This window comes from Asaia spathodeae NBRC 105894 (assembly GCF_025994195.1).
Lineage (GTDB): Bacteria > Pseudomonadota > Alphaproteobacteria > Acetobacterales > Acetobacteraceae > Asaia > Asaia siamensis.
On sequence record NZ_BAPY01000019.1, the window covers coordinates 129,924 to 153,785 of the forward strand.

General features: G+C 60.2%; 21 protein-coding genes. 12 read left to right on the forward strand and 9 right to left on the reverse strand.

What is annotated here, in order from left to right; all coding sequences use genetic code 11:
• Positions 1-7: 7 nt before the first annotated feature.
• Positions 8-1,048: a recombinase RecA gene (recA, locus tag AA105894_RS09085; RefSeq protein ID WP_264784157.1), complete on the forward strand. Its 1,041-nt coding sequence runs from the start codon at positions 8-10 to the stop codon at positions 1,046-1,048.
• Positions 1,049-1,165: 117 nt separating this feature from the next.
• On the opposite strand, the gene AA105894_RS09090 is transcribed toward recA, so the two are convergent.
• Together AA105894_RS09090 and AA105894_RS09095 are read right to left on the reverse strand one after the other, a co-directional pair.
• Complete coding sequence (locus tag AA105894_RS09090; protein ID WP_373316757.1) at positions 1,166-2,167, reverse strand: alpha-E domain-containing protein; 1,002 nt, start codon at positions 2,165-2,167, stop codon at positions 1,166-1,168.
• A gap of 26 nt (positions 2,168-2,193) precedes the next feature.
• A complete protein-coding gene (locus AA105894_RS09095; RefSeq protein ID WP_267311442.1) occupies positions 2,194-3,660 on the reverse strand; it encodes a circularly permuted type 2 ATP-grasp protein in 1,467 nt (488 codons plus the stop codon).
• Between the two features lie 287 nt (positions 3,661-3,947).
• Between AA105894_RS09095 and AA105894_RS09100 the strand changes: the two genes are divergently transcribed.
• Together AA105894_RS09100 and AA105894_RS09105 are read left to right on the forward strand one after the other, a co-directional pair.
• Entirely contained in the window at positions 3,948-4,799 is an 852-nt protein-coding gene (locus AA105894_RS09100; protein WP_267311443.1) for a transglutaminase family protein, read from the forward strand.
• Between the two features lie 41 nt (positions 4,800-4,840).
• Positions 4,841-5,935, forward strand: coding sequence for a zinc-binding metallopeptidase family protein (locus tag AA105894_RS09105; protein ID WP_267311444.1), 1,095 nt, complete (start codon positions 4,841-4,843; stop codon positions 5,933-5,935).
• A gap of 7 nt (positions 5,936-5,942) precedes the next feature.
• On the opposite strand, the gene AA105894_RS09110 is transcribed toward AA105894_RS09105, so the two are convergent.
• Both AA105894_RS09110 and folD read right to left on the reverse strand, forming a co-directional pair.
• Entirely contained in the window at positions 5,943-6,689 is a 747-nt protein-coding gene (locus AA105894_RS09110; RefSeq protein ID WP_267311445.1) for a methylenetetrahydrofolate reductase, read from the reverse strand.
• Entirely contained in the window at positions 6,686-7,582 is an 897-nt protein-coding gene (gene folD / locus AA105894_RS09115) for a bifunctional methylenetetrahydrofolate dehydrogenase/methenyltetrahydrofolate cyclohydrolase FolD (RefSeq protein WP_188425735.1), read from the reverse strand. Before folD ends, AA105894_RS09110 begins: the two co-directional genes overlap by 4 nt.
• Positions 7,583-7,659: 77 nt before the next feature.
• On the opposite strand from folD, the gene AA105894_RS09120 reads away from it, so the two are divergent.
• Entirely contained in the window at positions 7,660-8,706 is a 1,047-nt protein-coding gene (locus tag AA105894_RS09120) for a threonine aldolase family protein (RefSeq protein WP_267311446.1), read from the forward strand.
• A gap of 72 nt (positions 8,707-8,778) precedes the next feature.
• On the opposite strand, the gene AA105894_RS09125 is transcribed toward AA105894_RS09120, so the two are convergent.
• Positions 8,779-10,047, reverse strand: coding sequence for an outer membrane beta-barrel protein (locus AA105894_RS09125; RefSeq protein ID WP_373316754.1), 1,269 nt, complete (start codon positions 10,045-10,047; stop codon positions 8,779-8,781).
• A gap of 451 nt (positions 10,048-10,498) precedes the next feature.
• On the opposite strand from AA105894_RS09125, the gene AA105894_RS09130 reads away from it, so the two are divergent.
• Together AA105894_RS09130 and AA105894_RS09135 are read left to right on the forward strand one after the other, a co-directional pair.
• Complete coding sequence (locus AA105894_RS09130) at positions 10,499-11,167, forward strand: SGNH/GDSL hydrolase family protein (protein ID WP_267311447.1); 669 nt, start codon at positions 10,499-10,501, stop codon at positions 11,165-11,167.
• Positions 11,168-11,307: 140 nt separating this feature from the next.
• Entirely contained in the window at positions 11,308-13,521 is a 2,214-nt protein-coding gene (locus AA105894_RS09135) for a TonB-dependent siderophore receptor (protein WP_229719625.1), read from the forward strand.
• 157 nt (positions 13,522-13,678) lie between these two features.
• Here the strand turns inward: AA105894_RS09135 and AA105894_RS09140 are convergent, their stop codons facing one another.
• From AA105894_RS09140 to AA105894_RS09150, 3 genes are all read right to left on the reverse strand, one after another.
• On the reverse strand, positions 13,679-14,623 hold the full coding sequence (locus AA105894_RS09140) for a nucleoside hydrolase (protein WP_267311448.1): 945 nt from the start codon (positions 14,621-14,623) through the stop codon (positions 13,679-13,681).
• A gap of 23 nt (positions 14,624-14,646) precedes the next feature.
• Positions 14,647-14,901, reverse strand: coding sequence for a DUF3297 family protein (locus AA105894_RS09145; RefSeq protein WP_188425740.1), 255 nt, complete (start codon positions 14,899-14,901; stop codon positions 14,647-14,649).
• Positions 14,902-15,057: 156 nt separating this feature from the next.
• Positions 15,058-16,554 carry a CoA-acylating methylmalonate-semialdehyde dehydrogenase gene (locus AA105894_RS09150; RefSeq protein ID WP_267311449.1) on the reverse strand — a complete coding sequence of 499 codons (1,497 nt, stop codon included), beginning with the start codon at positions 16,552-16,554 and terminating at the stop codon, positions 15,058-15,060.
• A gap of 481 nt (positions 16,555-17,035) precedes the next feature.
• Between AA105894_RS09150 and AA105894_RS09155 the strand changes: the two genes are divergently transcribed.
• Positions 17,036-18,187 (forward strand): lipase family protein, encoded by a 1,152-nt coding sequence (locus AA105894_RS09155; protein ID WP_267311450.1) that lies wholly within the window; start codon positions 17,036-17,038, stop codon positions 18,185-18,187.
• 63 nt (positions 18,188-18,250) lie between these two features.
• On the forward strand, positions 18,251-18,430 hold the full coding sequence (locus AA105894_RS09160; RefSeq protein ID WP_267311451.1) for a helix-turn-helix transcriptional regulator: 180 nt from the start codon (positions 18,251-18,253) through the stop codon (positions 18,428-18,430).
• A 57-nt stretch (positions 18,431-18,487) separates the two neighbouring features.
• Here the strand turns inward: AA105894_RS09160 and serB are convergent, their stop codons facing one another.
• Positions 18,488-19,378 carry a phosphoserine phosphatase SerB gene (gene serB, locus AA105894_RS09165; RefSeq protein WP_267311452.1) on the reverse strand — a complete coding sequence of 297 codons (891 nt, stop codon included), beginning with the start codon at positions 19,376-19,378 and terminating at the stop codon, positions 18,488-18,490.
• Between the two features lie 23 nt (positions 19,379-19,401).
• On the opposite strand from serB, the gene miaA reads away from it, so the two are divergent.
• The 4 genes from miaA to ilvC are packed head-to-tail and all read left to right on the forward strand — an operon-like array spanning position 19,402 to position 23,778.
• Complete coding sequence (gene miaA / locus AA105894_RS09170) at positions 19,402-20,403, forward strand: tRNA (adenosine(37)-N6)-dimethylallyltransferase MiaA (RefSeq protein ID WP_373316755.1); 1,002 nt, start codon at positions 19,402-19,404, stop codon at positions 20,401-20,403.
• A gap of 32 nt (positions 20,404-20,435) precedes the next feature.
• A complete protein-coding gene (gene ilvB, locus AA105894_RS09175; RefSeq protein ID WP_267311454.1) occupies positions 20,436-22,232 on the forward strand; it encodes a biosynthetic-type acetolactate synthase large subunit in 1,797 nt (598 codons plus the stop codon).
• A complete protein-coding gene (gene ilvN, locus AA105894_RS09180) occupies positions 22,232-22,759 on the forward strand; it encodes an acetolactate synthase small subunit (RefSeq protein WP_267311455.1) in 528 nt (175 codons plus the stop codon). The genes ilvB and ilvN overlap by 1 nt, the downstream gene beginning before the upstream one ends.
• Complete coding sequence (ilvC, locus tag AA105894_RS09185) at positions 22,759-23,778, forward strand: ketol-acid reductoisomerase (protein WP_188425747.1); 1,020 nt, start codon at positions 22,759-22,761, stop codon at positions 23,776-23,778. The genes ilvN and ilvC overlap by 1 nt, the downstream gene beginning before the upstream one ends.
• The last annotated feature ends 84 nt before the right edge of the window (positions 23,779-23,862 follow it).

Below are 23,862 nucleotides of genomic sequence, written 5' to 3' on the forward strand. Positions count from 1 at the left end.
ACAGGACATGAGCGTAGACAGGACGAAAGCACTCGAGGGTGCGCTGAGCCAGATCGAACGTGCTTTCGGCAAGGGCTCGATCATGCGTATGGGGCAGCGCCCCAAGGAACAGGCGGACGTGATTTCGACCGGTTCGCTCGGACTCGATATCGGCCTCGGTATCGGTGGTCTGCCGCGCGGTCGTATCATCGAGATCTACGGTCCTGAAAGCTCGGGCAAGACGACCCTGGCGCTTCATGCGATCGCTGAAGCCCAGAAGAAGGGCGGCACTTGCGCCTTCATCGATGCCGAGCATGCTCTGGACCCCGGCTATGCCCGCAAGCTGGGTGTGGACGTCGACAACCTGCTTCTCAGCCAGCCCGATGCCGGCGAGCAGGCGCTTGAGATTGCCGACACGCTCGTGCGCTCCGGTGCAGTCGATGTGCTGGTGGTCGATTCTGTGGCCGCTCTCGTGCCGCGCGCCGAGCTTGAGGGCGATATGGGCGACAGTCATGTCGGTCTCCATGCCCGTCTGATGAGCCAGGCCCTGCGCAAGCTGACCGGCACCGTCTCGCGCTCGAACACCATGATCATCTTCCTGAACCAAATCCGCATGAAGATCGGCGTGATGTTCGGCAATCCCGAAACCACGACGGGCGGTAACGCGCTCAAATTCTACGCGTCGGTTCGTCTCGACATCCGCCGCATCGGCTCGATCAAGGATCGTGACGAGGTGGTTGGCAACCAGACACGCGTAAAGGTGGTCAAGAACAAGATGGCCCCGCCTTTCCGTCAGGTCGAGTTCGACATCATGTACGGCGAAGGCATCAGCAAGGTCGGTGAGCTGATCGATCTTGGCGTCAAGGCGAATATCGTCGAGAAGTCAGGCGCCTGGTTCTCGTACGACAGCACCCGCGTCGGTCAGGGGCGTGAAAACGCCAAACAGTTCCTGCGCGATCACCCCGAGATGGCCGCCGATATCGAGCGCCGCATTCGCGAGCAATCCGGTGTGGTGGCAGACGCCATGATGACGTCGCCTGACGAGCAGGAAGACGATTCAGAAGGCTGAGTGGCCTCAGGTGCAGGGCCAGACCCTGCACTTTCCAGAGGGCTGTCGCCCTTTGGAACCCTGGTCACGGGGGTGAAAAGAAGCCGCCTCTTTCCTGAGGGTGAAGAGGCGCCTTATCTACTGCGATTGTGATTGCCTGCTGAGAGCAACGGGCTCTGCGGGCGGCCAATAGGCTGCTGCAAGGCCATTCTGGCAGGCCTCGATCTGCTCCTGTATCCAGTGCATGCATTCATGCAGCCCGCGGATAATGATCTCCTCCGCGGTCTGGTCTTCCAGCATGGCGCGCAGTTCGGACAATCTCTCCTGTACATCCGAGCACTGACGTCTCAGGTTGTAATGGGTCGAGAGCGCCCCGAGAACAGAATCGGCGTGGCGCAGATTGAGGGCCAGAGAGCGCGGAAACCCCTCATTCTTGAGCAGGAAGCCTACGACATTGGCCGGGGTGGTTGTGACAGGCTTGAGCCGCCGGAAAGCGTGATAGGCCGCTGCGGAGCGCAGAACGGACGCCCATTGCGTCATGTCGATCTCTGAGCCGACTTCAGATGCATCAGGCAGAAGCGTGTGATAGCGCGTATCGATCAGACGGGTGATCTGGTCGCTGCGCTCAAGATGACGCCCCAGCAGGTAAAAAAGCCAGGCCTGATCGCGGTAGAGCGTTCCCTCGGTAATGCCAGCGTGAGACTGACAATCCTGCTTGATACGGTTGCAGAGCGCCGAAAGTCCCGTGCGACGAATGTCGCTCACGTCGAGATCGAGCACCCAGCGGGTAAAGACATTGAGCTGCATCCACATTTCGGTGGAGATCAGCGGGCGCGCCGAGCGGGCATTCTCGCGCACGCATTGCGCCATCGCCTTGATCGAACTCGGATTGGCGCAATCGGTCACATAAAACCGCAGATAATCCTCTTCATTGGCCGCTGGATAGAGGGCGCGAAACCGCTCTTCATCCGAATTGATCTGCACGATCGATTCCCAGACAGGGCGGCCATCGGCACCGCGTACGAAGGCTTCGGTCACTTCCAGCACACGGGCCAGGTTCTCGATGCGCTCCATATAGCGGGCGAGCCACATCATGTTCTCGGCATAGCGAGAGAGCAATGTGTTCAGGTCGGGCAGCATCCCGGCCATATGCGGATTGAATCGGCTCATTTCGACATCACCCAGGTGTCTTTCGACCCCCCGCCCTGAGAGGAGTTTACGACCAGAGAGCCCTTGCGCAGGGCCACGCGTGACAGGCCGCCGGGCAATACCCAGGTGGATTTTCCCGTTACGGCGAAGGGGCGCAGATCGACATGGCGGGCCTCGACCCCGGCGGGGCAGAGGGTCGGCACCACCGAGAGGTCGATCACGGGCTGGCTGATATAATTGGACGGGTTCTCGAGCAGCTTTTCGCGGAATGTCTCGAGTTCCTCGGCCGAGGCATGAGGCCCGATAATGAGCCCGTATCCACCGGAATCCCCGACAGGTTTGACGACCAGACTGGCCAGATTGGCCAGAGTATAGGCAAGGCCTTCCGGCTCGGCACAGATATGGGTCTCGACACTCTCGAGAATGGGGTCTTCGCCGAGATAATAGCGAATGATGCGCGGCATATAGGCATAAACGGCCTTGTCATCGGCAACGCCTGTGCCCAGCGCATTCGCAAGGGTCACATTGCCTCGACAATAGGCGTCAACAAGTCCCGGTACGCCAAGAAGGCTCTCTGGGTTGAAAGCCAGGGGATCGAGAAAGGTATCGTCGATGCGACGGTAGATCGAATGGACCGGTCGCAGCCCCGCTACGGTGCGCATGAACACATGGTGGTCTTTTACCACCAGATCGCGCCCCTCCACGAGAGGCACACCCATCTCACGTGCAAGAAAGACATGCTCGAAATAGGCGGAGTTATAGATGCCCGGCGAGAGAAGAACGACCTGCGGGTCAGCCACGCTGGCTGGGGCGACATCACACAGCGCCTTGTGCAGGCGCACGCCGTAATCCTCTACCGAGCGCAGTGCCATGCCTGACGCCAGATCGGGCATGAGACGCAGCATCATATGGCGGTTTTCGATGACATAGGACACGCCAGAAGGTGTGCGGGCATTGTCTTCCAGCACGAGAAAACGACCCGAGCGGTCGCGTATCAGATCGGTGCCATTGATATGCACATAGACGCCGCCGGGCACGTCCACGCCTATCATGGCCTTGCAGTAATTGGCGTTGTTCAGCACCAGATCGGCAGGGATGATGCCGTCATCCAGAATGCGTCTGTCGTGATAGATGTCCCACAGAAAGAGATTGATGGCCTTGACGCGTTGCTGCACGCCACGCTCGATGAAGGACCATTCCTCTGCGGTCAGGAGGCGCGGGATCAGATCGAAAGGCAGGATGCGATCGATCGCTTCCCGCTCTGTATAGACGGTGAAGGTAATGCCAAGGCGCCAGAGCAGATTTTCGGCATTATCCGTACGCTCGCGCAGATCGCTCAGGGTCAGATGCGAGAGCCTGTCCTGCACCTGTTGCAAGGCTTCAGGCAGAGCCGCGCCGCGATTCATCAGTTCGCAGTAATAAGAGGGTTTGTCGTAGGTGGAGAAAATACCCGCCTCGTGGGGAGACGAATTGTCAGACGCCATTTCTTCTCACCTTTAGCCTGCAATGACGTGGCGCGTATTGCGGTGGAACGTTACGAATGTTTATTAAACTATCAGTTTTTCCGCTTTGCCAAGATACAAAAAACAGGCACAGCCAGAGAAGAAGAGTAATGTGAACTGTCTTTGGTGCAGTTCATCACAATAACCCGAGCTGACACCCTGAGTTGCCTTTCGGGGTCGCGTCGCTACGATGACGTAATTGCGAGCCGGACATTACAAAAAAGGTGGGAACAGGTCGTCATGCAGTCTGGTGAAGGGAGGCGAGGAAGATGAGCAAACCGATTCTGCTCAATCATCGCACGACCTACAGTTATGACCGTATGGTTTCCCTTGGGCCCCAGACCATACGCCTGCGGCCGCCTCTGCGTATGCGCAACGCCATGACGAGCTACGCGCTGACCATCGGCCCCGGTGAGTCCAGTCTGAGCTGGGCGTTCGACGGGCATGACAACCTTGTTTCGCAGGCTGTGTTTGCCGGGCGCATGGACCGCTTCGTTGTCGATGTCAGCATGATCGTCGATCTGGCACCGTACGATCCTTTTCATGTGTCGGGGGAGGCACGGACTGGTTTCGGTCAGCAAGACCCCGGCTATCGTCGTCCCATCACCGACGCCGCTGTATTGGCGCCTTTTCTCGCTGAGGCAGATCTGAAGCCAGAGGAGGGGTCTCTGGCTCAGCTGACCGCGCTTGCGCGCCGGATTGCAACCAGGCTGCATTACATGCGGCGTATGGAGCCAGGGGTCTGGGCGCCCGGCGAGACGCTCGCGCGCGAGGCGGGGTCATGTCGCGACAGTGCCTGGCTGCTGATCGCTCTGGCGCGTCATCTGGGATATGCAGCCCGTTTTGTCTCGGGCTATCTGATCGAGCCCTCGGCCTTGCAGGCCGATCCGGACCGTCTGGTCTGCGATCTGCATGCCTGGGCGGAAATCTGGGTGCCGGGTCAGGGGTGGGTAGGGTTCGACACGACGTCAGGCCTCGTGGCAGCGCAGAATCATATTCCCCTCGCGGCTTCTGATACGCCAGAGACCGCCGCTCCGGTTTCTGGTCTGCTGGACCAGTGCGTTGCCGAATTTGATGTGTTGATGCAGGCGCATTATCTTCACAGGGAACCAAAACCATGACACGGGGTTCCCGATGATATCGCCACCGGGATGATCGATCCGTGAAACTCTTTTCCTGCGAATGCTGCAACCAGCCTCTGTTTTTCGAAAATACACGCTGCGAATCCTGCCACCATGCGGTGGGCTATCTTCACAAGGTGACGGATCTGACGGCGCTCGAACCTGGGCCCGAAGAGGGAACATGGCTGCCTCTGGAATATGGCTATGAGCGCATCCCTCATCGCTATTGTGCCAATCATGCCCATGATGCCTGCAACTGGCTGCTGAGCCCTGAAGAAAGCGCCAGGGGCACGCTTTGCTTCGCCTGCCAGTTTAACCGTACGATTCCCGATCTGAACGACACCCGCAATCTCGAACGCTGGCGCAAGATCGAGACAGCAAAGCACCGTCTGTTTCACGCCCTGATCCGGCTTAGGCTGCCGATTGTGTCCCGTCGGCAAGACCCGGAGAATGGTCTTGCCTTCGACTTCCTGCAGGATGCGCCTGACGGTTCGGCGCCGGTCATGACAGGGCACAGCAACGGGCTGATCACGCTTGCCATACGCGAGGCCGATGATGACCAGCGCGAACGCATGCGCGTCGAGATGGGTGAGTATTATCGTACCCTGCTCGGGCATTTTCGCCATGAAATCGGGCATTACTACTGGAACCTGCTCATACGTGATGGCGGCAGGCTGGAAGAATGCCGGGCAATCTTCGGGGATGACCGCGAGGATTATCAGGAAGCGCTCAAGGCGCATTACGCCAAGCCACCCTCCGATGACTGGAAGGAAGAGCATGTCAGCGTCTATGCGGCATCTCATCCCTGGGAGGATTTTGCCGAGACCTGGGCGCATTATCTGCACATCGTCTCGACGCTCGAAACCGCCTGGCTCTATGGCATCGCCATAGCGCCGCTGACGCCTTCAGCCCCGAAATTTTCGGCGCCTGCAATCGGCGGCGACCCTTATCTCACACTGAGCTTCGATGCGATCATGGGCGCCTGGCTGCCGCTCAGCATGGCCGTCAACAGCCTCAACCGGTCGATGGGATTGCAGGATTTCTATCCCTTCGTGCTGACGGCCAGCATCAGACGCAAGCTTGCTTTCATCCATGACGTCATACGCGACACCCAGGCAGGACAGACGCCGCGTTGAACGCGGCTCAGCCTTTCAGAAGGTCGCTCAGCGGGCCGAGATAGGAATCGAGCGAGACGCGCAGCGGCATGAGATAGGCGTTCTCGTTCCTGCGCCGTATCTCGGCCAAAAGGCTGCGCGCGAAAGCGATATTGGCCTCGAGGCTCGGGTCGAAATCATGAGGGAAGACCACATGATTGACCCGCTCCCAGTAAGCGCGGGATTTTGGCCCGATTACCGGAGAAAGGCCCCAGAAAACGCGATCCTTTTCAAGCCATGAGGCGCTGAGCTCGAACATGCGCTGGTCGAAAAGCGGCTGTGTGAAAAAACCGGCAGCACCCGCATCGCGCTTGCGCTTCAGGTCTTCAAGCTCCTGCCACGGTGCGCGGCGATAGGGGTCAAAGGCCGCATAGACCGTCAGATGCGGCGCCTCGCGTCGATAGCGCGCGATGACCTGCGCCGAACTATTGGGCCAGACCCGGTGCGTTGCATCAGGCGGTGGATCGCCAGCAATCACGAGCACTTCACTGATGCCCTCCTGCTCGGCGCAGGGAAGGGGTGCATCAGGGGCAATATCGATGGCGCGAATGTGAGGGATGGCTGTGTAGCCGTGATTCTGCGCCAGAGCGGCGCCTTCCCACGAGCGCAGCGGAAGGCGAAGCAGGTCGGGAAGATTGATCGTCTCGACCGTCGGGGCGATCTGGCGCAGCAGGGCCAGATCGGCATTCAGGCTTTGTCTGTCCCGCGGGATCAGCTCTATGGCAACGCGGCTCATGCCTGAGGGCGTTCCAGTACGGTGCGCGCAGCCTGAAGGGTGTTGTGCAGCAGGCAGGCAATGGTCATGGGGCCGACACCACCCGGCACAGGGGTGATATGGCCTGCAATCGGGGCGGCCTCGTCGAAGGCGACATCGCCGACAAGGCGTGTCTTGCCATCCGGCAGCGAGATGCGGGTGATGCCCACATCGATCACCGTTGCACCCGGCTTGATCCAGTCGCCACGGACGAGACCATTCTTTCCTGTTGCCACCACCAGAATATCGCCTTCACGCGCAAGGCCCTGAGGGTCTCTGGTGTCGATATGACCCACCGAAACCGTGCAGCCTTCCTTGAGCAGAAGCTGGGCCATGGGCTTGCCGACAAGATTCGAGGCGCCGATCACCACGGCGTGCAGGCCGCGCAGATCGGGCAGTGTTTCCTTCAGCAGCATCAGGCAGCCCAGCGGGGTGCAGGGCACGAGTCCGTCAATGCCAAGGCTCAGGCGTCCGGCATTGACCTCGCCGAGACCATCGACATCCTTTTCAGGGGCGATGGCATTCGTCACCACGATCGGGTCGAGCTGGGCCGGCAGGGGCAACTGTACGAGAATGCCATGAATCTGCGGATCGGCATTCAGCCGGTCGATCAGTTCCAGCAATTCGTCCTGCCCGGTGGTTTCGGGCAGCATGTGCATGAAGGAACGCATCCCGGCACGGTGGGTCTGGATGGCCTTGTTCTTCACATAGACTTCACTGGCAGGGTCGTTGCCGACCAGCACGACAGCGAGTCCCGGTATCTTGCCCGTGCGTTCGCGCAGGGCTTCGGCTTCCGCCTTGACATGATCCGTCAGGCGGCGGGCGATAGCCTTGCCGTCGATGAGCTTCCCTGACAGCGCCGGATCGTGTTTCATGCGGGGGATTCCTGTAACAAGGGGCCTGGCTGGTTGAAAAACCGAGGCGCGGCCTGCAAACGAAGTGAGGAACGGACGTGACCGAGGCAATACGCAAGAACTTCGCGAGTGACAACATCGCCCCTGTCTGCCCTGAAGTGATGAGGGCGCTCGACCGTGTCAATCATGGGTCTGCTGCCGCCTATGGTGAAGACAGGACGACTGCGGCTCTTTCGGCTCTGGCGCGTGAGGTGTTCGAGCACGATGTCTGGGTCTTTCCGGTTGCAACCGGTACGGCGGCCAACAGCCTTGCCTTGTCTGCGGCAACCGATCCTTTCGGTGCAGTGGTGTGCGACCAGAGCGCCCATATCGCCAATGATGAAGGTGGCGCTCCGGAATTCTTCATGCACGGTGCCAAGCTGGTGCCGCTTCCCTCTGCCGATGGGCGGATGGCCCTTGCTGATCTTGACCGGGCACTGACCGAAAATGGCGGTCATGGTGTGCATACCAGCCCGATCCAGACCCTGTCTCTCACCCAGAGCACAGAGTGGGGCACGGTCTATACGCTCGAGCAGCTCGGCGCCCTGACGGCGCGGGCCCGAGAGGCGGGGCTGGCCACGCATCTCGACGGGGCCCGTCTGGGCAATGCCATTGCAGCGCTTGGCTGCCGCCCTGCCGATGTGAGCTGGAGAGCCGGGTTCGACATGATCAGCTTCGGCGGCACCAAAAATGGCGCCATGGCCGCTGAGGCAGTCGTGATCTTTCGCGAGGATCTGGCGAGGAACTTCCTGCGGCGCGTCAAGCGCAGCGGTCATCTCTGGTCCAAGCAGCGTTATCTCAGTGCCCAGATCCATGCCCTGCTCGAAAACGATCTCTGGCTGCGTCATGCGGCTCACGCCAATACCATGGCTCAGCGTCTGGCCCATGGCCTGCGCCGCCTCCCGGTGGCGGCCCTGCCTTTCGAGGTGCAGGGCAATGAGGTGTTCGTCGTATTGCCCGAGCGCGCTGTCGCTGAACTCGAAACGCAGGGCTATGAATTCTACCGCTGGACCAATCCGCCGGGTCTCGATGGCGTCCTGATTCGTCTCGTCACCTGCTGGGCAACCGAATCCCGTGATGTTGACGCGCTGCTCGCAGCACTCTGAGGCGGGCTGAGGTCATGAAAAAAGGCGCGGCCCCTCTCGGGACTGCGCCTTTTTTGTCTCTGACCCCTGCTGTCAGAAGCCGATCATGGCATCGCCACCGAAGGTGAAGACGCCGCTATTGCGCCCGTCATTGAAAGGCGTGGTGCCGTTGAGCGAGCGATCGAAGCGGATTTCGGGGCGCAGGGCGAAAATGCGCACCCCATGGCCCAGATCGGGCTTATAGGTGACTCCCAGCGTCAATGCGCCATAGGTGGTGGCAGGCGCGGATTCAGCCGGAGCATAACCGCCCTTGAAGGCGTTCATATAAGCCTGGTTGTTCAGGAAGCTGACGACAAACAGGCCAGTGCTGTCGCGATAGAGTTCGCCACGATAATTGAAGGTCAGGCTCGGGGTAATCTTGTAGCCTGCAAACGTGACGACGCTCCAGGTTTCGGCATGTAGTCCGTTGTCATGGAGGAAGTTGAACTCGCCAGTCAGGCTCAGCTTGTCGGTAGGGGTGTAGTAGGCTGCGATATCGTTCCAGAAACGTTGCGCCGTGTTGGCAATAGGCCCTATTGCGCCTACGCCGTTTTCGGGCCCGACACGTGACAGTTCGACGATGTTCAGCTTGCCATCGGCCAGACCGTTGACGTTGAAACCGAAATAGCCTGCTGCGGCATTGTTGTTGTCATTGCCGCCAAACGTGGTCTGGTTGCCTGTATCGATACCGAAATTGAAGTCGAACATCTTGGTAATATGCCAGTGGAACATGGCGCCGAGATGTTCGAAGGGTACGGAGTATTGTGACGTATAGGCCAGTGTGTAGAAGGGGCGCGCCGACGGGTCGAGAACCTCGACACCCATCGGGGCCTGCAGAATGCCTGCCTGCATGTCGATGCCGCCCGGCGTCAGCAGAGGCGCATGAACATCGACATGGGCCTGTGCCGGGATGAGTTGGTAACGGTCGCCGATGGCGCGGTTGGACACGCCCAGCAGATGGTAATAGCGCGCGTCCGAGCCATAGAGGCCCTGAATGGTGAAACCGACCTGATAGGTCGATTTGGTCGGATCGATGGGTTTCGCGAGCGTCAGGCTGAGCTGGTTGAGCTGGGCCTGATTGGCATGATCGCCAAGAAAATTGCCAAAGTTGATGCCGTTATCGGGGCGTGCCGGATTGGCCGTAATACCGCCTTCGAGCAGGCCAGTCAGAACGATATCCTGAAGCCACGGGCTCGAGGCCGTCTTGAATACGGCGATCTGGGCTTGGGCCGATTCCGGCATCGCAGTCGTGGCGAGAAGGGTCAGGGCGCCAGCAGCGAAGATCTTGCGACAATGGCGCGGAAAGCGACGAAGCAGGTTCATGACCCATCCTTAAAAGATGACCCCGAAGGGCGATTTCGTTCCAACAAATTCTGTCTATTTTGAAATGATAATTGTATCAAGAAGGCAACATATTTTGTCATTCATTGTGGCTTTGGGATGACAGCTTGTCGAAAAACGCATCACGCAAATAAAGAAAAAAATCTATTCTTTGTGCGTATAATGAGCCGATATTTTTCCCTTGTGGAAAACTGCTTTCTTTGCTTGGCGCGGAGGGGGCGGGAATGGCAACTCTCCAGGAACCAGAAGCTCCTGTTTTACTCTTCGGAAATCCCTGTCGTTATTCGGAGAAGGCAAGGCACGGCCGATCGATATTTCAGAGTAACGAACTCGCCGCGTTATCCATGCGGTTCGGAAAAAAGAGGTTCTGTCAGGCGCGGATACGTGCTGCCATGACGCCCAGTTCGTTCCCCTCTTGCCCGGAACCGGTGGCATGGCTTTCAGACATATTCTCTGCTTCGGCGATTCTCTGACCTGGGGCTGGGTCCCTGTCCCGGAAGGCACGCCCACCACGCGCTATGCCGCAGAAAAACGCTGGCCCGGTGTGATGGGACGATGCCTTGGGTCGTCGTACCGTGTGATTGAGGAGGGGTTGAGCGCACGTACCACCTCCATTGCCGATCCCAATGACGCGCGTCTGGATGGTTCTGCCTATCTGCCGACCGCGCTGGCCAGTCACCTGCCACTCGATCTTGTCGTGGTCATGCTCGGCACAAACGATGCCAAGATCGCGTATGGACGCACCCCTCATGACATCGCCCTCGGCATGGCCCGTCTGATCGGGCAGGTGAAGGCGAGCGGGGGCGGAGTCGGGACAGCCTATCCGGCGCCGAAAATGCTCGTTGTAGCACCTCCACCCCTTGGCCCTATTCCTGGCCCCTGGCTTGCTGCCCAGTTTGCCGGAGCCGAGCCCAAAATGGCTGCACTCGCGGCACAGTATGAGGGGCTGGCCATCGCAAAAGGGGTGGGCTTCCTCGACGCAGGACAGCATGTCACCACCGACGGGATCGACGGCGTTCATTTCACGCCAGAGAATAACGAGGCGCTTGGCAGCGCTGTCGCAGCGGCGGTGAAGGCCCTGCTGGATGGTGGCCAAAGCTGAACGGGCATTAACCCCGTTCACACTATGGTGATATTTGCGCCACAGTAAGATTGGGGAAAAGTAACGTTCGGATAACTTAAATTGCGAATGACTCGCACTAACGCTAAGCGTCTGCCGTTTTCTCACGGCAGGACGATTTTATGCGCGCGGATTTTACCCGTATGGGTCTGGCGATGTGTGTTTCCCTCACGGCTCTGATGAGCGGGAGCGCATGGGCGCAGGAAAAACAGCAGGATGCGACAGTCCAACCCGATGAGGCCATCGCGTCGAAATCGGCCGTGCATCGCGCCACGTCGTCGGAAAAGGCGGCCAATGTCGAACATATGACGGTGCGCGGGCAAAAGGGGGCCACGATTGCCTCTTCGGCCACCAAATCAAACACGCCGCTGATCGAGACCGCGCAGTCAGTCACGGTGGTCACGCGTAACGAGATGGATATCCGTGGCGTTCTGACGCTCAATCAGGCCATTCGCTACGCAGCCGGTATCACGCCAGACCTGCGCGGTGGCGTGGGGACGCGTTACGACCTCTTCCAGCTGCGCGGCTTTACCATTCCCGAGTTTCTCGACGGTCTTCGTCTGCAGGACAGCCCGACGGGCTATGCCATCGCCCAGATCGACACGTCCCGCCTCGAGCGGCTTGAAATTCTCAAGGGGCCAGCCTCGGCGCTTTATGGCCAGTCCAGCCCGGGTGGTCTTGTGGCGCTGCAAAGCAAGACGCCGCTCGACAAGGCCTCCTATGGCTCGGTCAATGCGACGGGCGGCATGTTCGACCTTTATCGTGTCGATGCCGATATGGGCGGCTATGCGACCAAAGACGGGTCAATCCGCTATCGCGTTTATGGCACCGTCAATGGTCAGCATACACAACTGACCCGCACAGGCAGCCGCCGTTTCTCTATCAGCCCGACCGTTAGTTTCGGCGGTAACGGCCCTGATACGCTGACCCTGATCGGCAATTACCAGTATGACCCCGAGGCAGGCACCTATGGCGGTGTGCCGCTGGAAGGCTCGCTCAAGCCTGCGCCGTTTGGTGGCTATCTGCCGCGCAATTTCTATGATGGCGATGCGCGCTTCGAGAAATTCAACCGTAAGCACGGTGCCTTCACCTATATCTACACCCATCGTTTCAATAACGACTGGAGCTTCTCGACACGCGGTCGCTATGACGATCTCAGCACGCAATATCGCAGTGTCTATAATGCGGGTTACTGGGATGCGGATGGCATGTTGCCGCGCTATGGCTTTGGCACCACCGAGCACACGCGCAACCTCGCCTTCGATAGCGGCTTCCACGGCAAGCTGCGCACGGGCCCGTTCGTCCATATGCTCATGGCCGGTTTCGACTATCAGCAACAATGGGCCAATGAGACAGCCGGGCAGAGCAACGCGCCTGATCTGAATGTCTTCGCGCCCAATTACGATATGGGGATCGACCCTCTCGAGACCTATGCGCGCTACAAGGTGGATTCCCACCAGATCGGCGCCTACGGACAGGACGAGATCCATTGGGGCGGGCTGATCCTGACGGGCAGCATCCGCAATGACTGGTTCCGCTCGCGCCAGATCGAGTATCTCTCGGACTCGAACTCGAAGCAGAGCCCAAGCCAGATCACCTGGCGTGCATCGGGGCTCTATCACTTCAAGTTCGGTCTGGCGCCCTATATCAGCTACGCCACCTCGTTTCAGCCGCAGACAGGTGTGGTGCTCGAAACGAGCGGTTCCACGCATCAGGCGAACCCGTCTATCGGCAAGCAGCTTGAAGGCGGTCTGAAATATCAGTTGCCCGGCACGCCAATCCTGCTGACGGCGGCGGGTTTCCACATCGAGCAGACCAATGTGCTCGTGTCGATTCCCAACTCGATCTACAACACCCAGCAGGGTCTTGTGCATTCCGATGGCTTCGAATTCGAGGCTCATATGGACAGCTGGCATAACCTGACCGTCGATGCCGCCGTCAGCGTGCAGCGCGTGCATGATGATTCCACCGGCAAGCCGCTCATCCAGTCCGGCCGCGGCAATGCCTCGCTGTTCGGTTTCTACACCGTGCCAGGCGGGCGTCTCAGATCGCTCGGCTTTGGCGCAGGCATGCGCTATTCGGCGTCGGCCTATGGTGGCGAGGCCAGCTATGGCAGCGCCAATGTGCCGCAATATGCGCTGTTCGATGCATCGCTGCGTTACGATCTGGTCAATGTGTCCAGATCGCTCAAAGGCTGGACGGTGGGCGCCAATGTGCGCAACCTGTTCGACAAGAACTACGTGACCAACTGCCTTGCCTATGCAGCCTACGGCCAGGCCTTCTGCTATTACGGCGAACGCCGCAATGCTCAGGCAACGCTCGGCTTCGCCTGGTAAATGCCAGCAGCCGAAGGGAGGTTCTCCCTTCGGCGAGGCCCGGACCGGGCAGAATTTCCGACCGGTGTAATAACGAAAAGACCCCGGAGCGCAGACGCGATCCGGGGTCTTTCTGTATCAGGCCAGACGCGCCAATCAGACGCGCAAGTCAGACGTTTCAGGGCAGGCGCGACAGTCGCTCTGTCAGTACCTGATAGAACCCGTCTGAATCGACATCGCGCAGATAGAGCGCATTGGCGGGGCGTCCTGTGACGCTCCAGTAATCGACGACGGTCTGGCCGGCAGAGAGCGCGCTCTGGGTCTCGATCTCGACATTGACCAGACGGCCCTGAAACAGATCGGGGCGCAGCAGCCACATGATGGTGCAGGGGTCATGCAGGGGCGCGCCGGGCCAGCCGTATTTCTCAAGGTCGAAGCGCTCGGAAAAACCGAGCATCCCGCCGACGCAGCGACCGGCTTCATTGCCAATGGCCCTGATACGGCCGAGACGGGAAGGGGTGGTCAGAACCTGATGCGTCACATCGAGCGGTAGCATGACCACGGGCACACCCGAGCCGAGCACGATAGCGGCGGCCTCAGGGTCGACATAGGCGTTGAATTCGGCATTGGGGGTAATATTTCCCCCTTCGAAACAGGCACCGATCATGGAAACCACGCGGTTGATGCGTGGCGCGATATCAGGTGCTTTCTGCAACGCCGTCGCCAGATTGGTCATGGGCCCGAGCGTGACGATGGTCAGGCTGCCCTCAGGCTCGTGGCGTAGGGTCTCGATCAGGAATTCCACCGCATGGGGGGAATCGGTCTGTTTTGTCGGGCGTGGCAGATCGGCGCCATCAAGCCCGCTCTCGCCATGAACATGATCGGCCCGTACCGGGGGGCGCGACAGGGGCAGGTCACAGCCGCTGTGCAGCGGAATATCGGCGCGCCCGGCCAGTTCGAGAATGGCGGCGGCATTGCGTGTGGTATTGGCAATGCCGCTATTGCCGCCCACCGTCAGGATCGCCTCGACCGTGATGTCTTCGGGTGAGGCCAGCGCCAGCAGAATGGCGACGGCGTCGTCCTGACCGGGATCCGTGTCGATGATGATCCGTGTGGGCGTCATGGGTGTACTCCTTGCCTGTTGTCTCAGGCGTTGTCGCCCTCAGGGCCCTTGACCCAGGCTTCAACCTTGCCCGAAACCTTGATCGTCATCGGGTTGCCCTTGCGATCGAGCGTCTTGCCAACGGCCAGGCGCACCCAGCCTTCGCTGATGCAATATTCCTGTACGTTCGTGCGCTCTTCGCCATTGAAGCGAATGCCGATTCCTTTTTCCAGCAGGGCCTCGTCATAAAACGGGCTGCCCGGAGTGGCGCTCAGACGGTCTGGCATGGTGTCGCTCATGGGATATCCTCCGGTTTGGCGTGTGTTCCAGTTCTTGTGATGGGACATAACCCGAGTTCCGGCCTGCGCAAAGCGCCGGAACGCAAAACGGGCGCGAGGGGGAGACCCTCGCGCCCGTTTGGGGCCGTTTTGCGGCGCCGTGCGCCGGAAATCCCGTCAGCCGAGCGTGGGCATGACGAAATCAGCACCCTGGCGGATGCCGGTCGGCCAGCGTGAGGTGACGGCCTTGTATTTCGTGAAGAAGCGCACGCCCTCGGCGCCATGCATGTGATGGTCGCCAAACAGCGATGCCTTCCATCCGCCGAAGGAATGGAACGCCATGGGCACCGGGATCGGCACGTTCACACCGACCATGCCTGCCTGCACCCGGTGCGTGAAGGCGCGGGCGCTGTCACCGTCACGGGTGAAGATGGCTGTGCCATTGCCGAATTCATGCTCATTGACCAGCGTGAGGGCGGTCTCGAAATCGGGCACGCGTACCACGGCCAGAACCGGGCCAAAGATTTCCTCGCGATAGATACGCATCTCCGGTGTCACATGATCGAACAGCGACCCGCCGATGAAGAAGCCATCGGGGTTCTGCGGTGATTTGAAATCACGCCCGTCGACAAGGAGTGTCGCCCCTTCCTCTGCGCCGATCGTCACATAGGAAGCCACTTTCTCGCGATGCACTTTCGTGACCAGAGGGCCCATTTCGGTTGCGTCCTCGGTGCCATTGCCGATCTTGAGCGCTTCGACCTTGGGGATCAGCTTCTCGATCAGGGCATCGGCGACGGGCCCGACGGCAACCGCCACGGAAATGGCCATGCAACGCTCACCGGCAGAGCCATAGGCAGCGCCCATCAATGCATCGACTGTCTTGTCGAGATCGCAATCGGGCATGATGACGGCGTGGTTCTTGGCGCCGCCGAGTGCCTGCACGCGCTTGCCATGAGCCACACCGGTCTCGTGGATATAGCGGGCGATGGGGGTCGAGCCGACAAAGCTGATTGCCTGCACGTCGGGGTGCTTGAGCAGCGCATCGACCACCAGCTTGTCGCCGTGAACAACCTGGAAGACACCGTCGGGCAGACCGGCCTGCTTGAGCAGATCGGCCAGTATCAGCGAGGCCGAGGGATCGCGCTCAGAGGGCTTGAGAATGAAGCAGTTGCCGCAGGCGAGGGCCATCGGCGCCATCCAGAGCGGCACCATGACGGGAAAATTGAACGGGGTAATGCCAGCCACCACGCCCAGAGGCTGACGCATCGACCAGGCATCGATCCCGCGCCCGACCTGCTCGGTGAATTCGCCCTTGAGCAGTTCAGGGGCGCCGGTTGCGAATTCCACCACCTCCATGCCGCGCGTGACCTCGCCGAGCGCATCCGACAGCACCTTGCCATGCTCGGCAGTGATGACTGCCGCCAGATCGCGCGCATGTTTCTCGATCAGGTCACGAAAGCGGAAAAGCACGCGGGCACGAGCGAGAGGCGTCGTCTGTGCCCAGCCAGGGAAGGCCGCCTTGGCAGCCGCAACGGCGTCATCGACGTCCTTCACATCACCCAGGGCGAGCTGCGCCGTGACCTGACCCGTGGCCGGGTTGAACACATCGCCCCGCGCGCTGCCATGACCTTCGGTACGTGACCCGTTGATGTAATGCTGAATCAGACTGCTCATGAAACGTCTTCCTCTCCTCTGCGACCGCAATCGGCGTGGCGCGCTGGACCCGCGCCCAATGCGGGCCTTATAGCATCTGCCACCGGATGCGGTTCTCAACTCTCGCACCGACGGATAGCCTCGCTCTGTGGAAAATTAATATTCTCTTTTTTAACACATAAAAGAAAAATAATTCTATTTTTGGCGGAGTGCATTCACGTTCCTGTGAAATGATCCGGGTCTTTCTGCATTGCAACCGGCCTCCGGTCACGGAGCGTGTGGCCTGACCAGCCCATTGCCACAGGGCGTCATGCTCCGTCCGACGGATGGGCCGTGTTACAGAAAACGTCTGGCTGAGCCGAGGCGAACGAGGCAATACCCGTCATGATTTTGCCAGACCGTCAGGTCACCCTGCCGGTCGCTTCTCCCGAACCACGCGTGTCACGCGGCGTTTGCCGTTTTCCTGTCGCCTGGTTTCCGCCCCTGAGATCGAAGAGGTCCGATGCGTTCTGTCTTTGCCATGATGGCTGTTTCCGCCCTGACCCTGACCGCCTGCGCCATGGATGCCGATGAAGACGCCGAATCGCGCTACGCTCCTGTGGCTGCTGGTCAGGCCATCAAGATGGAGCAGAAAAACGCGCCTATCCCTGGCACGGCCTATCGCATGGCCTATCGCAGCACAGACGCGCATGACCCCACCCATCTCGTTGCCGTTTCTGCCGAAGTTATGGTGCCACGTGGTACGCCGCCTGCCGGAGGGTGGCCTGTCATGGCCTGGGCTCACGGTACGAGCGGTATCGGTCTGACCTGCGCCCCGTCGATCATGGGGATCGGTGGCCCACAGGCGAGCTTCTACGGAGGCTGGCTGCGTCGCGGCTATGCCGTGGTTGCGACCGATTATCCCGGTCTCGGCGAGCCAGGGGCGGCGCTGTATCTGAATGCGAAATCCGGGGGCATGGCTGTGCTGGATTCCGTGCGTGCGGCGCGGCGTCGCTTCCCGTCCCTGAGTGGTCATGTCGTGCTGCTGGGTCATGATCAGGGCGCGCAAGCCGTGCTGGCGGCTGCGGCTCTGGCGAAAAACTACGCGCCGAGCCTGCAGATCAAGGGAACGATTGCTCTTGGGGCGCCCTATTTCGATGGTGATTCCGGTCATATCCTGACCCAGGCGCATGGCGCACGCCGCTTTGCGCCCGGTGTTGTCTATGGTCTTCTGCTGGGGGCGTCTCTTGGGGCAGCTGACACCTCATTCGATCCGTCGAGCGCCTTCAAGCCCCGCGCCTTGCCTTTGTATCGCAAGGCGAGCGAACTATGCCGTGGTGATTTTTTCGGTGCAGTCGAACATGCCGGTCTGACGCCTGACAATACGTTCCAGCCTGATGCTGAAAATGCCCTCGCTCCTGCCTTGCAGTGGGCGCGTTATCCTTCGCTCAAGCTGGCTTCACCGGTCATGCTCGGTATTGCCACCAACGATACGCAGGTGCCCCCTGCTCAGCAGGAGAAGCTCAGCCAGGCGCTTTGCTCTGTCGGAACGCGCGTAAGCATCCATCATTACCGTGTCGAGCATTCTCCGCTTCTGAATGCCGCCGAAAGCGAGGCCCAGAATTTTGCCGATCGCAGCTTGCAGGGAGATGCGATCTCTTCGGATTGTCAGTGACGGGAAACGGGTTCAGGGCGGTGCCCTGAGCTTGTCAGAGATCGCGCGCCTTTTGGTAGAAGGATGCGTGATCTGCGTCTGGCGCAGGGCGTGAGCCAGAGCGCATTGGCTGAGGCGCTGGGCGTCTCGCGTCAGACCATCAACGCGATCGAGAATGAGCGCTACGACCCGAGCCTGCCTTTGGCTTTTGCCATCGCAAAAATCTTCGACCTGAGCATCGAAGCCATCTTCACCCTTGATTAAAAGGGGATGAAAGGGGCGAGCCCCTTTCCGGGGAATGGGGCAGCGCCCCATAAGCCCTCACTCCACGAAAACACTCGCCGGGTAGCCCTGTGCGAACAGATGGGCGCGCAGGGTCGAGTGATTGACCTGCATTTCGATAATCTGGCGGACTTTTGGTTTTGCCTTGTAGGCGATGCCCAGACCGGCCACGGCGAGCATCGGCAGATCATTGGTGCCGTCTCCGGTGGTCAGGGCGGCAGAGGCCTTTACACCACGCTCTTCGAGCAGACGCTGCAGGTGCTCTTCCTTGCTGTCGGGACCCAGCACCGGGGCTGCGAGCTTGCCGGTGAAGACACCATTCTGAATGTCGAATTCGTTGCCGTAATGCTCGTCAAAGCCGCAGGCTTCAGCGACACGGCTCGTAAAGTAGGTAAAACCACCCGACACGAGCGCCGTGCGGGCATTATGGGCGCTCATGGTCTTCACCAGGGTCCGGGCTCCGGGGTTGAGTCGTGATTTCTGCCAGACTTCCTCCAGGCAATCGGTCGATTTGCCTTCGAGCAGTGCCACGCGCGTACGCAGGGATTCCTCAAAATCCAGCTTGCCGTTCATGGTGTCGAGCGTCAGCCGGGCAACGTCATCGCCCACGCCCAGAAGGGCTGCGACTTCGTCGAGGCTTTCACCGTCGAGAATGGTGCTGTCCATATCGGCGACGAGCACAGCCTTGCGACGGCCGCGTGTCTTGACCAGCAGCGCATCGACCTTATGCCGCGCAAGCGTTGCGCGTATGGTGGCAATGGTTGGCGCGCCGGGAGCTGGCGTGGGGCACGGAATTTCGACGGCTTCGCCCGCCGAAAGCACGACGGGGTTCTTGCCCTTGACCATGTTCCGGGCGATGTCGATGGCATCTTTGGACAGGGTGCCCTGTGCAGGGTCGGCAACGAGAACGAGAACGTAAGGTAAGGTCATCTTGGCCCATCAGAGAAGAACGCTTGGGACAGTTAGACAAAATGGCTGACGCCCCGATCGCCCTTATTGTGGCGGGACCGACCTGTTCGGGCAAGTCGGCACTGGCGCTCGCGCTGGCCGAACGTGTCGGGGGCACGGTGATCAATGCCGATTCCATGCAGGTTTATGCCGATCTGCATGTGCTGACAGCGCGCCCCGATGCGGCCGACGAGGCGCGTGTGCCGCACCGACTTTATGGCGTTCTGGATGCAGCCCAGCCGGGCAGTGTCGCCTGGTGGCGCGAGACGGCGCTGAATGACATGCAGACGGCATGGGCACAGGGGCGGATGCCCATCCTGTGCGGTGGGACGGGCATGTATATGCGTGCGCTGCTCGATGGTCTGGTGGAAGTGCCGGAACCGGGCGACGAGGCGCGAGAAGCGGCGCGTGCGCTCGTGGCCGAACAGGGGAGCGAGGCGGCACACGCAATCCTGATGCGCGACGATCCGCAAACGGCGCAGGGTCTGCGCCCGAGCGATGGCCAGCGTGTTGCAAGGGCGCTCGAAGTGCTGCGTGGCACAGGGCAGGGGCTTGCGTACTGGCGTAGTCAGCCAGGCCTGCCGCCGGCACCGTGCCGCTTTGTCTCTGTAAGGCTGGATCCGCCGCGTGACATGCTGCGCGAGGCAATTGGCGAGCGGTTCTCGCATATGATCGATTCCGGGGCCCTCGATGAGGTCAAACGCCTTGTCGCACGGGGACTTTCGCCTGCATTGCCTGCCATGCGCGCCCATGGCGTGCCGGAATTGAGCGCCGCTCTTGCGGGAACGCTCACTCTGGACGAGGCTATCCGCCGCGCTGTCATCGCGACGGGGCAATATACGAGACGTCAGGCAACCTGGTTCAATCACCATGCGCTGGGCGCAGAGCAGGATTGCATGATTTCGTTGCAAAGATATGACGAGAGTACGCAATTTTCGAAAAGGGAATTCGAAAAAATAGCAACTTTCATTCAATCGGCCATTGACGAATCCTCACACCCGTCATAAACCCGCCCGCTCAATGAAAGGGGTGCGCTCACATGAACGCGTCAACACAGCAGACCGGAAAAACTTCGACAGCGCCGCTCAATGGTGCCGAGGTGCTCCTGCGCGTGCTTGTGGAGCAGGGCGTCGAGGTCATTTTCGGCTATCCCGGTGGCGCGGTGCTGCCCATCTATGATGCGCTGTTCAAGCAGGATCATATCCGTCACGTTCTGGTGCGCCATGAGCAGGCCGCCGTTCATGCGGCAGAGGCCTATGCGCGCTCGACCGGCAAGGTGGGCGTGGTGCTGGTCACCAGTGGTCCCGGTGCCACCAATGCCGTGACTGGTCTGGTCGATGCGCTGATGGATTCCATCCCGCTCATCTGCCTGTGTGGTCAGGTGCCAACCGCGCTGATCGGCAATGACGCGTTTCAGGAAGCCGATACGACCGGCATCACGCGTCCTGCCACCAAGCATAATTATCTGGTGCGTCGCGGCCAGGATCTGGCGCCGATCGTGCGTGAGGCCTTCGAGGTGGCCGCAGGTGGTCGCCCCGGCCCCGTTCTGATCGATTTGCCCAAGGACATCTCGGTCGGCAACGCGCCTCTGCCTGCACCGGGCGAAGGGCGTCTGCATCGCCCGTATCGCCCCAATCTGGACGCCGATGGCGAGGCGATCCGCCAGACCATTGCCGCCATGAAGCGCGCCAAGCGTCCGCTTTTCTATACGGGTGGCGGTGTGATCAATGCGGGGCCGAAGGCTGCCGAGGCTCTGCGCGAATTGGCGCGTCGTACCAATTTCCCCGTGACCTCCACGCTGATGGGGCTGGGCGCTTTCCCGACTACGGATCGTCAGTTTCTCGGCATGCTGGGCATGCATGGCAGCTACGAAGCCAATCTGGCGACCCATGGCTGCGATCTGCTGATCGCGCTGGGATCGCGTTTCGATGACCGCGTGACGGGCCGCGTCGATGCGTTCTCGCCCAACTCGTTCAAGATCCATGCCGATATCGACCCGTCGCAGATCAACAAGATCATTCGTGTCGATGTGCCGCTGGTGGGCGATGTTGGTTGCACCATCGAGGCGTTACTTGCTGCGTGGGATGGCGAAGGCCAGGATCTGAGCCCCTGGTGGGCGCAGATCGAGGGCTGGCGCGCGCTGGACTCGTTTGGTTTCGTTCAGGACCAGTCGCCGAGCGCGATCATCCGCCCGCAATATGCTGTTCGTCGTCTATATGAAGCGACGCAAGCACTGGGCCGCGATACCTTCGTAAGCACGGAAGTGGGCCAGCATCAGATGTGGGCGGCACAGCATTTCCAGTTCGACAAGCCCAATCGCTGGCTGACATCGGGTGGTCTCGGCACGATGGGCTATGGTCTGCCGGCGGCGGTCGGCGCGCAGGTGGCACACCCCGATGCGCTGGTGATCGATATCGCCGGTGAGGCCTCGACGCTCATGAATATTCAGGAGCTGGGCACCATGGCGCAGTATCGCCTGCCGGTGAAGCTGTTCATCCTGAACAACCGCTATATGGGCATGGTGCGTCAGTGGCAGGAACTGCTGCATGGCTCGCGCTATTCGCAATCCTATAGCGAGGCACTGCCCGATTTCATCCGTCTGGCCGAGGCTTTCCATGGCAAGGGGCTGCGCGCCACCTGCGTGGGTGAGCTGGATGGCGTGATCGATGAGATGCTGCGCCATGAAGGCCCGGTGGTCGCCGATATCTGCGTGGCGCAGGATGAAAACTGCTTCCCGATGATTCCGTCGGGCGCTCCGCATAACGAGATGCTGCTCGGCCCCGATCAGGAGGCCAATGCAGCCAAGATCACACAAGAAGGCATGATGCTGGTCTGATGGCACAGGATATCCAGAGAGCCGTCATCGCGGTTCTGATCGAAAACGAGAGCGGAGCCCTGGCCCGCGTCGTCGGTCTGTTTTCAGGACGTGGCTATAACATCGAAAGCCTGACCGTTTCCGCCATCGATGCCACGCGCAATCTCTCGCGCATCACCATCGTGACCTCGGGCACGGAAATGGTGATTGCCCAGATCAAGGCGCAGCTTGCGCGTCTTATTCCGGTGCATGGCGTGCGCGATCTGACGGAGTGCGGCCCGCATGTGGCGCGCGAACTGGCGCTGATCAAGGTGGTCAGCAAGGGCGAAATGCGCACCGAGGGCATGCGTATCGCCCAGGCGTTCCGCGCTCATGCCGTCGATACGACGGCAGGGTCTTTCGTTTTTGAACTGACGGGAAGCGCCGAGAAAATCGATGCTTTCGTCGAATTGATGCAACCGCTTGGTCTTGCGGAAGTGTCCCGGACCGGAATCGCCGCTATAGGCCGTGGTACCGAAGTCTTTCAATCCATCGAGGAGTCTTTCTGATGCGCGTCTATTACGATCGTGACTGTGATCTGGGCCTGATCAAGGGCAAGAAAGTTGCCATCATCGGTTACGGCAGCCAGGGCCATGCCCATGCCAATAACCTGAAGGATAGCGGCGTGACCGATATGGTCATCGGCCTGCGTCCTGAATCGTCGGCTGTTGCCAAGGCAGAAGGCGCTGGCTTCAAGGTCATGAACCCCGCCGACGCCGCTGCATGGGCCGATGTCGTGATGGTTCTGACGCCTGACGAAGGCCAGGGCGCGCTCTACAAGGACTCACTCGAAAAGAACCTGAAGCAGGGCGCAGCGCTCGTTTTTGCTCATGGTCTGTCGATCCATTTCCGCATCATCGAAGCCCGTCCTGATCTGGACGTGTTCCTTGTTGCGCCAAAGGGCCCCGGCCACACGGTGCGCTCCGAATACCAGAAGGGTGGTGGCGTGCCGTCGCTCGTGGCTGTTGCCCAGAACGCAACGGGTCAGGCGCTCGAAATCGCCCTGTCCTACGCTTCGGCCAATGGTGGCGGTCGTGCGGGCATCATCGAGACCAGCTTCAAGGAAGAAGTCGAAACCGATCTGTTCGGTGAGCAGGCCGTGCTTTGCGGTGGTCTGGTCGAGCTGATCCGCGCCGGTTTCGAAACGCTGGTCGAGGGCGGCTACGCTCCCGAAATGGCCTATTTCGAGTGCCTGCACGAAATGAAGCTGATCGTGGATCTGATCTACGAAGGCGGCATTGCAAACATGAACTACTCGATCTCTAACACGGCCGAATACGGTGAATATGTCACCGGCCCGCGCATCGTGACGGCAGAAACCAAGGCCGAGATGAAGCGCGTTCTGACCGATATTCAGGACGGCACCTTCGTGCGTAACTTCATTCTGGAAAATCAGTCGGGCGGCGTCGGCTTCAAGGCCATCCGCGCGCGCAACGACGTTCACCAGATCGAAAAGACCGGCGAAAAGCTGCGCGGCATGATGCCCTGGATTGCCAAGGGCAAGCTGGTCGACAAGGCCAAGAACTGAGTTCTTTCCCTCTCGGGGTCAGAAACAGAAAAAGCGGGGGCTTCGGCCTCCGCTTTTTTTATGCTTGGCGATTACCTGATTTGA